We start from the raw sequence: 611 nt of genomic DNA on the forward strand, positions 1-611 counted from the left end.
ACACAATGTGCCTGAGTGGTTTTTTCTTCAGTCAGCAGATGAAAGCGATTGTAGGTGCGATCGACTTTGCGCACCGTCCTGTTAATACGATCCTCCAAGGTAGCGGTACTGCCGTACTCATACGTAGCGTCGATTTTGTACAGAGGGTCCATCCCCTCTTCCCAGGTTACTGAAGCACCGGCCCCAAGGAAGTTTTCCGCCGTATAACGGTACGTCACTTCCAACGCTGGCTGGCCAAAGCCTGGGTCGACGTGATGCCGGGTGACCCGCGGCAGGTTGGGCCGGGTGACGCCGCCAGGGTACGGATGGCCCGCATCGGCATACTCGATGGTTTCGCGGCCACCGACCGGTGTCTTGACTTCGTGCAGGCACAGAATGCCGCGGATCGGGCCGTTGCCATAACCGAAGCGCCAGGAGGCTTTTTCCGCGGTGGGCAGGACGATCTCGGTCACCCAGCCGTTGCTGTTCAGTTTCATCTCGTAACGGGCCAACGGCGTGCCGCCGGGCCCGTCGTAAGGACGCACAAGAATCTCAACCAGGGTGCTATCGGCACGCCGATTGATCCGCAGCAAGTCGCCATGGGCATCGGCGATCGACTCCAGGCGCTGGCC

General features: G+C 60.2%; 1 pseudogene. It reads right to left on the reverse strand.

The window, feature by feature from the left end:
- A pseudogene (locus ACM6IT_RS25855) lies at nt 1-611 on the reverse strand (hypothetical protein); the annotation flags it as partial.

The sequence above is a fragment of the Pseudomonas sp. IT-P4 genome (assembly GCF_949767755.1).
In the GTDB taxonomy this organism is placed as follows: Bacteria; Pseudomonadota; Gammaproteobacteria; order Pseudomonadales; family Pseudomonadaceae; genus Aquipseudomonas; species Aquipseudomonas monachiensis.